The sequence below is a fragment of the Pseudohaliea sp. genome, assembly GCF_054552115.1.
In genome coordinates, this window is sequence record NZ_JBTOLW010000036.1 from 24,211 (window position 1) to 32,890 (window position 8,680).

The 8,680-nt window shown below is 69.5% G+C and carries 11 protein-coding genes; 9 read left to right on the forward strand and 2 right to left on the reverse strand.

Going from position 1 to position 8,680, the window contains the following annotated elements; all coding sequences use genetic code 11:
* Window positions 1-3 precede the first annotated feature (3 nt).
* Entirely contained in the window at window positions 4-309 is a 306-nt protein-coding gene (locus ACX93N_RS14545; RefSeq protein WP_459429165.1) for a hypothetical protein, read from the reverse strand.
* A 161-nt stretch (window positions 310-470) separates the two neighbouring features.
* Between ACX93N_RS14545 and rimO the strand changes: the two genes are divergently transcribed.
* The 3 genes from rimO (at window position 471) to ACX93N_RS14560 (ending at window position 3,166) form a co-directional block, all read left to right on the forward strand.
* The gene (gene rimO / locus ACX93N_RS14550; RefSeq protein ID WP_459429166.1) at window positions 471-1,784 is read left to right on the forward strand and encodes a 30S ribosomal protein S12 methylthiotransferase RimO; all 1,314 of its coding nucleotides are present in this window, start codon (window positions 471-473) and stop codon (window positions 1,782-1,784) included.
* 30 nt (window positions 1,785-1,814) lie between these two features.
* Window positions 1,815-2,540 carry a 16S rRNA (uracil(1498)-N(3))-methyltransferase gene (locus ACX93N_RS14555; RefSeq protein WP_459429167.1) on the forward strand — a complete coding sequence of 242 codons (726 nt, stop codon included), beginning with the start codon at window positions 1,815-1,817 and terminating at the stop codon, window positions 2,538-2,540.
* 173 nt (window positions 2,541-2,713) lie between these two features.
* Window positions 2,714-3,166 carry a CBS domain-containing protein gene (locus tag ACX93N_RS14560; protein ID WP_459429168.1) on the forward strand — a complete coding sequence of 151 codons (453 nt, stop codon included), beginning with the start codon at window positions 2,714-2,716 and terminating at the stop codon, window positions 3,164-3,166.
* A 19-nt stretch (window positions 3,167-3,185) separates the two neighbouring features.
* On the opposite strand, the gene msrA is transcribed toward ACX93N_RS14560, so the two are convergent.
* Window positions 3,186-3,848: a peptide-methionine (S)-S-oxide reductase MsrA gene (gene msrA / locus ACX93N_RS14565; RefSeq protein WP_459429169.1), complete on the reverse strand. Its 663-nt coding sequence runs from the start codon at window positions 3,846-3,848 to the stop codon at window positions 3,186-3,188.
* A gap of 137 nt (window positions 3,849-3,985) precedes the next feature.
* Here msrA and ACX93N_RS14570 point away from each other — a divergent pair, with 137 nt between their 5' ends.
* From ACX93N_RS14570 to ACX93N_RS14595, 6 genes are all read left to right on the forward strand, one after another.
* Window positions 3,986-4,672 (forward strand): hypothetical protein, encoded by a 687-nt coding sequence (locus ACX93N_RS14570; RefSeq protein ID WP_459429170.1) that lies wholly within the window; start codon window positions 3,986-3,988, stop codon window positions 4,670-4,672.
* A 7-nt stretch (window positions 4,673-4,679) separates the two neighbouring features.
* On the forward strand, window positions 4,680-5,405 hold the full coding sequence (locus tag ACX93N_RS14575; RefSeq protein WP_459429171.1) for a J domain-containing protein: 726 nt from the start codon (window positions 4,680-4,682) through the stop codon (window positions 5,403-5,405).
* Between the two features lie 69 nt (window positions 5,406-5,474).
* Entirely contained in the window at window positions 5,475-5,714 is a 240-nt protein-coding gene (locus ACX93N_RS14580) for a hypothetical protein (protein WP_459429172.1), read from the forward strand.
* Window positions 5,715-5,815: 101 nt separating this feature from the next.
* Window positions 5,816-6,700, forward strand: coding sequence for a protease HtpX (gene htpX, locus ACX93N_RS14585; protein ID WP_459429176.1), 885 nt, complete (start codon window positions 5,816-5,818; stop codon window positions 6,698-6,700).
* Window positions 6,697-7,437 (forward strand): DUF1499 domain-containing protein, encoded by a 741-nt coding sequence (locus ACX93N_RS14590; RefSeq protein ID WP_459429173.1) that lies wholly within the window; start codon window positions 6,697-6,699, stop codon window positions 7,435-7,437. The genes htpX and ACX93N_RS14590 overlap by 4 nt, the downstream gene beginning before the upstream one ends.
* 1 nt (window position 7,438) lies before the next feature.
* Window positions 7,439-8,500, forward strand: a complete 1,062-nt coding sequence (locus ACX93N_RS14595) for a S1C family serine protease (protein ID WP_459429174.1) — start codon at window positions 7,439-7,441, stop codon at window positions 8,498-8,500.
* The last annotated feature ends 180 nt before the right edge of the window (window positions 8,501-8,680 follow it).

The window sequence follows — 8,680 nt, forward strand, 5'->3', positions numbered from 1 at the left end:
GCCTCAGCCGCCGATATTGCTACCGCCATCGTTGGCCATCTTGCCGCGACGCTGCCACTCCCGGGTGGTGTTGGAACCCCCTTCCTGCATAGCGCGGCGCTTGGCCTCCCACTGCTCTTCCGTCATGCAGATTTTCTCGGTGAAGCGCGTCCCGGTGGTCTTGATCCGCTCGCAGATCAGCTCGGGCTTTTCGCCGCTCGCGGCGACCTGGTTGCCTGCGGCGGCCGCGTCAGCATCGGCGGTCGAATTGCTCGCGCAGCCACTGACTGCTGCGACGCAAGCCGCAACCAGGAAAATGAAATGACGCATGGCCCAGCGGCCTCCATTGTAGTCGTCTCGCCCGGCAGTCTGACAGATCATGGGGCGCGGGGACACCCCACCGTTCCCCGGGGCGTCCGGCCGCCGTATACTAGCCCGTTTCCCTTTCCGCCGGATTGCCGGCACGACTCACGCCGCATGAGCGAGGGCCCATGAGCAACAAGGTCGGCTTTATCAGCCTCGGCTGCCCCAAGGCGCTGGTGGACTCGGAGCGCATCCTCACCCAGCTGAAGCTGGACGGCTATGACATCGTGCCGACCTACGAGGACGCGGACGTCGTCGTGGTCAACACCTGCGGCTTCATCGACAGCGCCAAGCAGGAGTCGCTGGACGCCATCAGCGAGGCCGTGGCGGAAAACGGCCGGGTCATCGTCACCGGCTGCATGGGCCGCGGCGAAGATGCCGAGCGTATCCGCGAGGCCAACCCCTCGGTGCTCTCGGTGACCGGCCCCGCGGCCTACGAAGAGGTGGTGGGCGCCGTGCACGAGTTTGTGCCGCCGGCTGCCGAGCGGGACCCCTTCGTCGATCTCGTTCCCGGCACCGGGCTGCGCCTGACGCCCAGACACTACGCCTACCTGAAGATCTCCGAAGGCTGCAATCACCGCTGCCGCTTCTGCATCATCCCGTCGATGCGCGGCGACCTGGTCAGCCGGCCCATCGGCGATGTCATGGCGGAGGCCGAGGGCCTCGTGCGCAGCGGCGCCCGGGAGCTGCTGGTGATCTCCCAGGATACGAGCGCCTACGGTATCGACCTCAAGTACCGCACGGGCTTCTGGGAGGGCCGGCCGCTGAAGAGCAACCTGCACTCGCTGTGCACGGCGCTCGGCGAACTGGGCGTGTGGGTACGGCTGCACTACGTCTACCCCTACCCCCATGTGGACGACATCATTCCACTGATGGCGGAGGGGCGTATCCTTCCCTACCTCGATATCCCCTTCCAGCACGGCAGCCCCGCGGTGCTAAAGCGCATGCGCCGCCCCGCGGCCACCGAGAAAGTACTCGACCGCATCGCGCGCTGGCGCAGAGACGTCCCGGAGCTGACGCTGCGCAGCACCTTCATCGTCGGCTTCCCCGGCGAGACCGAGGCGGAATTCGAGGAACTCCTGGCCTTCCTGCGCGAGGCGCGCCTCGACCGCGTCGGCTGCTTCCAGTATTCACCGGTCGCCGGTGCCGCCGCCAACGACCTGCCGGACCCGGTACCGGAGGCGGTGAAGGAAGAGCGCTGGGCCCGCTTCATGGAAGTGCAGCAGGGAATCAGCGAGGCGAAGCAGCAGGCGAAGGTCGGCCAGTGGATCGAGGTCCTCATTGACGAGGTGGACGAGCGAGGCGCCGTGGGCCGCTCCCGGGGCGATGCGCCGGAAATCGACGGCCGGGTGTTCCTGGACGGCGTCACGGACCTCTCCCCCGGCGACCTCGTGGAGGCCCGGGTCACCGCGGCCGACGCCTACGACCTCCGGGTCGGCTAGGATAGCGCGCGGCACACGCAAGAACGCCCCGTGAACCTCCTGCTCTTTGACCCATCCGAACGCGAAGGCGACGAGCGGGTACGTATTCGCGGGCACCGTGCCCGGCACCTGCGCGAGGTGTTCGCGGCCTCCCCCGGCCACGTGCTGCCCGTCGGTGAGATCGGCGGCCGCCTGGGCACGGGAACGGTGCTCCAGGTCGACGGGGACGATGCCCTCCTCGCGGTGACCCTCGAGCGGGACCCGCCGCCGCGCCTGCCGCTGGTGCTCGTGCTCGCCCTGCCCCGGCCGAAGATGCTCAGGCGGCTGCTGCGCGCGGTGGCCGAGTTCGGCGTCAGCGACCTGGTGCTGATTAACAGTGAGCGCGTCGAGAAGAGCTTCTGGCAGTCCGACCTGCTCGGCGGTGCCATGCTGCGCGACTACTGCCTCGCCGGTGCAGCCCAGGCCCGTGACACCCGGCTGCCGGCCATCGCCCTGCGCCGCCGTTTCCGTCCCTTCGCCGAAGACGAGCTCCCGGCGCTCTGCGCCGGTCGGCGGGCCCTGCTCGCCCACCCCGGGGCAACTCTCCCCTGCCCCGCCTCGCCGGCCGGGCCCCTGCTCCTCGCCATCGGCCCCGAGGCCGGTTTCAATACCTTCGAGGCGGGCCTCCTGGCGGCGGCGGGCTGTACGCCCGTTTCCCTGGGCCCGCGCACCCTGCGCGTGGAAACGGCGCTGGTCGCGGGGCTCGGCCGCCTGGGCGCCCCCGGGGCCCTCGCCTGATTGCGATCAACCGTTGACCGGTATCAAGGATTCTGCCCCGCCGGGGCAGTAACGTCAGTGGCAACGACCAGCCGTGAAAGGCCCTCAGGACAGGATCCTCAGGAAAGGCCCTCAGGAAAAGCTGTCAGGAAAGGCAACTCAATGATAATGATCAGACGGGAAATGGAATCGAGATGCTGAGTGTTGCAGAGATAATGACCCGCGAGCCCTACACCCTGGGGCCCGATGACACACTGGCGGACGCGCGCGGCCTGATGAACGCGCACCACATCCGCCATATACCGGTAGTGAGCACCGAGGGCACGATCATCGGCCTCGTTTCGCACCGCGATGTCTTGGCCGCGAGCGACTCGACGCTGGAAAGCCACCACGAGGACCAAGCGGCCGTGCCGCTGTCGGCGGTCATGAGCTCGCCGGTGCAGACGGTGAATGAGCAGGCCAGCCTGCGCGGCGCTGCGCTGCACCTGCAGAAGCACCGCATGGGCTGCCTGCCGGTGACGCGCGACGGCGCCCTCGTCGGCATCATCACCGACTCGGACTTCGTCGCCATCGCCATCCACCTGATGGAGCAGCTGGAGTTGGTAGAACCCGAGGAAAGCCTCGCGGACGCGGAAGAGGACTTCTAGCCCCGCACAGGCGCCCGGCTCACCCGGCGACGCCGAGCCCCGCCGGACAGCTCACCCCGGTACCGCCGAGACCGCAGTAGCCACCGGGGTTTTTCGCCAGGTACTGCTGGTGGTACTCCTCCGCGTAGTAGAAAGGGCCCGCCGGGGTAATCTCCGTGGTGATCTCGCCGTGTCCCGCCGCGGCGAGCGCAGCCTGGTACTGATCCCGGGAAGCCTCCGCGGCCCGCTGCTGCGCCGTAGCTGCCGTGTAGATCGCCGAGCGGTACTGGGTGCCGATATCGTTGCCCTGGCGCATGCCCTGGGTCGGGTCGTGCCCCTCCCAGAAGAGTTTCAGCACTGCGTCGAAGGACAGCACGGCGGGGTCGAAGACAACCAGTACCACCTCGCTGTGGCCGGTCTTGCCCGAGCAGACCTCGCGATAGGTCGGGTTCGGCGTGTGCCCACCGGCGTAGCCCACGGCGGTGCTATACACGCCCGGCTGCTCCCAGAAGCGCCGCTCGGCGCCCCAGAAACAGCCCATGCCCAGCACCACCTGCTCAAGGGGCGCCGGGAAGGGGCCCTGCAGCGGCGTCGCAAGAACCGCGTGGCGCTCGGGGACCGCCAGGGGCTCGGCGCGCCCGGGAAGGGCCTCCTCGGCCGCGGGCAGGGCATGCTTCTGGCGGATGGAAAACAGGCTGGCCATGGGGTAACTCCTCCGTGCGATCCTCGCAGGTCGTTCGCGGTTGCTGTGCCGGCAGCGTGGCCGGCGCTCCGAGAGCGCAAGTGTAGCGCGCTTGCGTCCGCCTTGGAGCCACCGAGCCCCGGCGCTAAGATCACCCCATGAGCCGTCCCCCTGCCAAAACCGCCAGCCGCGGCGAGATCGCCCGCTTCCTCGACAAGCGGCGCAACCTCCAGGCGTTCGCCGAGCGCAGCCCGCGGCTGCTCTTTGCCGTGGACGCCACCGCCAGCCGGCAGCCCACCTGGGACCTCGCCTGCCAGCTGCAGGGGGAAATGTTCCTGGCAACGGAGCGCCTCGCGAGCCTGTCGGTGCAGCTCTGCTACTACCGCGGCCTCGGCGAATTCGAAGCGACGCCCTGGACCGGCAGCGCCGGCGCCCTCGCCCGCGCGATGAGCCGCGTGCAGTGCGCGGCAGGGCAGACGCAGCTCACCCGCGTGCTGCGCCACGCGCTCGCGGAGCACGCCCGCCGGCCCGTGCGCGCGCTGGTCTTCATCGGGGATGCCATGGAGGAGAGCGCCGGCAGTCTCGCCGGGCTCGCCGGGGAGTGCGGCCTGAAGCGTCTGCCGCTGTTCCTCTTCCAGGAGGGCGGGCAGCCCGCCGTGACCGCCTGCTTCGAGCAGCTCGCCCGCCTCAGCGGCGGCGCCCGCCTGGACTTCGACCGCGCCAGCGCCGACCGGCTGGCCAGCCTCCTCGGCGCCGTGGCCCGCTACGCCGCCGGTGGCCGCGAGGCGCTCGAGAAGAGCACCACGGACGGTGCTAGACTCCTGCTCGAAAAGCTCCCTTCCTGAGGTCCCCGTGCCGAGAATCATCCTGCTCCTGGCCGTCCTTGCCACCGCCTGGCTGCTCTACCGGCGGGTCCAGGGGCTGCCCCCGCACAAGCGGCGCGGCGAGATGCTGCGCATCGCGGCGGGCATCGCGGTGGTGGCCGTGGTACTGCTGACCCTGGCCGGGAAGATGCACTGGGTCGGCGCCGCCCTCACCGGCCTGCTCGTGGCCGCGCGGCAGGCCCTGCCGGTGTTCTTGCGCCTGTTCCCCTTCCTCGCCCAGTGGCGGCAGCAGTCCGCCGGGGCACAGCCCGCCGGCGGCGGCCAGTCCACCGTAAAGACGCGGACCCTGGCCATGCACCTGGAGCACGACAGCGGCGCGCTTTCCGGCGAGGTGCTCGCCGGTCCCTGGCAGGACTGGCGCCTCGACGAGATGGACCGCTCGCAGCTCGGCGAGCTGCGCCGCTGGTGCGCGGCAGAGGACCCGGAGGCAGTGCAGCTGCTCGACAGCTACCTGGAGCAGCGCTTCCCCGGCGAGGCGCCCGGCGACGGCGGTGATGCGGAAGCGGAGGCCCGCGACTACGGCGGCATGACGCGCGGCGAGGCGCTGGCCGTTCTCGGTCTCGGCGAGGACGCGAGCCGGGAGGACATCGTTGCCGCCCACCGGCGCCTGATGCAGAAACTTCACCCGGACCGCGGCGGCAACGACTACCTGGCAGCGAAGATCAACGAGGCAAAGGACCTGCTGCTGCGCTAGCCCCGTCGCTGCGTTAGCATAGCGATCCAGCCAGCCGATACAGCCATCGAGAGGAGACAGGCGGGAGCCATGGAGCAGGAGGTCTACGTCATTCGCAACCAGCAGGGCGCCTACTGGAGCAAGGGCAAGGAGTGGGTCGACGGGCGCGACGCGCGGCAGGTCGCCCGCTACCGGCACCACGACGAGGCCGTGAACACCCTCGTCGAGCTGAGCGCGAAGAACGTCGACCTGCGCGGCCGCATCGAGGCCGCCCCGCTCGGTGAACGCGGTGAGCCGACCCTGGAGCCCGCCCCGGCGAGTGCTGCCTGAACCCCTTGAACCCCGGCCGGCAGCCCCAATCTAAGGCTGTCCAAGAGGTAAAGCTGTCCAACAGGCGTTAGCAGCCCTTCGGGAGGAAACCCGTCATGCCCCTGCGCATCCTGCTGTTCCTTGCCACCAACCTCGCCGTGCTGGTGCTGGTCGGTACGATCTTCAACCTGCTCGGCTTCCGGGGCATCCTCGCCGCCAACGGCGTCGACCTCAATCTGCAGGCCCTGCTCGTGTTCTGCGGGCTCTTCGGCATGGGCGGCGCGCTCATCTCGCTGCTGCTGTCGAAATGGATGGCGAAGCGCGCCACCGGCGCCTACGTGATCGAGCAGCCCCGCAACAACTCCGAGCAGTGGCTCGTGGCCACCGTGGGCGAACTGGCAAAGGACGCGGGCATCGCCATGCCCGAGGTCGCCATCTTCCCCTCGGAGCAGCCGAACGCGTTCGCCACCGGCTGGAACCGCAACGCCGCCCTGGTCGCGGTGAGCGCCGGCATGCTGCGCCACTTTCCCCAGGACGAGGTGCGCGCGGTCATGGCCCACGAGATCGGCCACGTCGCCAACGGCGACATGGTGACGCTGACGCTCATCCAGGGCGTGGTGAACACCTTCGTCATGTTCTTCGCCCGCATCATCGGCCACACGGTGGACCGGGTGGTGTTCAAGACCGAGCGCGGTTACGGTATCGGCTATTTCCTGGTCACGATCGTCGCCGAGATCGTGCTGGGCATCCTGGCGAGCATGATCGTCGCGCGTTTCTCGCGCTGGCGCGAGTACCGCGCCGATGCCGCCGGCGCCCGCCTCGCCGGCACGCCCGCCATGGTCGGCGCCCTCGAGCGGCTTCGCGCGGGACAGCCGAAGCAGGATGACCTGCCGGGAGAACTCACCGCCTTCGGCATCAGCGAGGGCTTCAAGGAGGGCATCATGCGACTGCTGGCCAGCCACCCGCCGCTCGAGGACCGCATCCGCGCCCTGCGGAGTGGCGCATGAGCACCGCACAGCCCGCTCAACCGGCCGCGCCGCTGCCCGCGCTCCTGCGCTGGCCGGGCTACCTGGCCTGGGCCTTCCTCACCCTGGTCGCCCTGGCCGTACTCACCGTGCGCGCCGGGCAGTGGCAGCAGGGCCTGCTGCTCTACGCCATCGCCTGCCTGGCCAGCCTCCTCGTGCTGGTGTGGTACGCGGTTGCCGTCCTTCTGCCGCGCAACGGCAGCCGCCGCGGGGCCATCGCCCTGCGCGCCCTGCCGGCGCTCCCCGGGGCCCTGCTGCTGGTGAGCGCCATGGCCGCCCGGGACGTGCCGCCGATCCACGACATCACCACTGACCGTGAGGATCCGCCCCGCTTCGAGGCGGTGCTCGAGGCCCGCGGCCCCGGGGCGAACAGCCTTGCGATCGATCCCGAGGTCCAGGCGCAGCAGGCAAAGGCCTACCCGGACCTGGACACGCTCTACAGCAACGCACCTTATGCAAAGACCTTTGCCCGCGCCGAGGCCATCGCCCGGGACCTGGGCTGGGAGATCCTGCGCAGCGACGCCAACGCCGGCTTCATCGAGGCAGTGGACACAACGGCCATCATGGGTTTCAAGGATGACGTGGTGATCCGGGTGCGCAGCGACGAGGGCGGCAGCCTGGTCGACCTGCGCTCGGCGTCCCGCGTCGGGGTGAGCGACCTCGGCGCCAACGCGGCCCGCATCCGCGCCTTTGCCGAGCGCTTCCGGGACGGTGCCTGAGGTGCCGGCGGCGATCCGGGCCCTCGCGCTGCTGTTCACTCTCCTCGCCGCTTCCGGCTGCGGCGCCGGCGAGGAGGTCGACTACCTGAGCTTCGCCACCGAGGACGAAGCCAACACCATGGAGATCTTCAACGCCGCCAGCCCGGCGGTGGTCTACGTGACCAGCACGACGCTGCGGCGCAACCTCCTTACGCTCAACGTGGAGGAGATTCCCCGGGGTTCCGGCACCGGCTTCGTCTGGGACGAAAGCGGCCTCGTGGTAACCAACTTCCACGTCATCGCCGGTGCCCAGCGCCTCTCGGTGACTCTCCAGGACCGCAGCGAGCATGCGGCCGAGGTCATCGGCATCGCGCCGGAGAAGGACCTCGCCGTGCTCCGCCTCCTGGACCCGCCGGACGGGCTGGTCACCCTGCCCCTGGGCGACTCCTCGGAGCTCTCTGTCGGCCGCAAAGTGCTCGCCATCGGCAACCCCTTCGGCCTCGACACCACGCTGACCACGGGCGTCGTCAGCGCCCTCGGCCGGGAGATCCGCGCCCCCAGCAACCGGCGTATCCGCGGCGTGATCCAGACCGACGCCGCCATCAACCCGGGCAATTCCAGCGGCCCGCTGCTCAACTCCCTGGGCCAGCTCGTCGGCGTAAACACGGCGATCTACAGCCCTTCCGGCGCGAGCGCCGGCATCGGCTTCGCCATCCCAGTCAACACGGTGAAGGATGTCGTGCCCCAGCTCATCAGCTACGGCCGCATGCTGCGGCCGATCATGGGTGTGGAACTCGCCAGCGACCGCTGGATCCGCCGCTACGGTATCAAGGGCGTGCCCATCGTGCGCGTCTACCCGGACCTGCCCGGCGACGAGGCGGGCCTGCGCGGCGCCTTCCGCAGCGCCCGCGGCGACATCGTCCTTGGCGACATCATCGTCGCCATCGACGGCGAGCCAGTGCGGAGCAACGACGACTACCTGTCCATCCTCGAGAAGCGCAAGGTCGGCGACCGCATCGAAGTCACCGTACGCCGCGGCGACGACGAGGAAACGCTGGATGTCACCCTGTCGGAGTCTCAATGAGCGGCAACGCCTGGAAGTGGATCGCCGTGGCGGTCTTTCTCACGCTCATCGGCGTGATTCAGTTTATTCCCGGCTGAAATTCGGCAAGGGCCAAAAACAGGCTCATCGCAGGTTTCCGGTGCGGCTGCGGGAGGATGCCCCCAGTCGCTCCCCGATACACGCTTTGTGGGGGCATCCTCC

Coding starts and splice junctions, on each gene's coding strand:
- ACX93N_RS14560 (WP_459429168.1), top strand. CDS start 2,714: ATGCTGAGTGTTGCAGAGATAATGACCCGCGAGCCCTACACCCTGGGG.
- rimO (WP_459429166.1), top strand. CDS start 471: ATGAGCAACAAGGTCGGCTTTATCAGCCTCGGCTGCCCCAAGGCGCTG.
- ACX93N_RS14545 (WP_459429165.1), bottom strand. CDS start 309: ATGCGTCATTTCATTTTCCTGGTTGCGGCTTGCGTCGCAGCAGTCAGT.
- msrA (WP_459429169.1), bottom strand. CDS start 3,848: ATGGCCAGCCTGTTTTCCATCCGCCAGAAGCATGCCCTGCCCGCGGCC.
- ACX93N_RS14590 (WP_459429173.1), top strand. CDS start 6,697: ATGAGCACCGCACAGCCCGCTCAACCGGCCGCGCCGCTGCCCGCGCTC.
- ACX93N_RS14570 (WP_459429170.1), top strand. CDS start 3,986: ATGAGCCGTCCCCCTGCCAAAACCGCCAGCCGCGGCGAGATCGCCCGC.
- ACX93N_RS14580 (WP_459429172.1), top strand. CDS start 5,475: ATGGAGCAGGAGGTCTACGTCATTCGCAACCAGCAGGGCGCCTACTGG.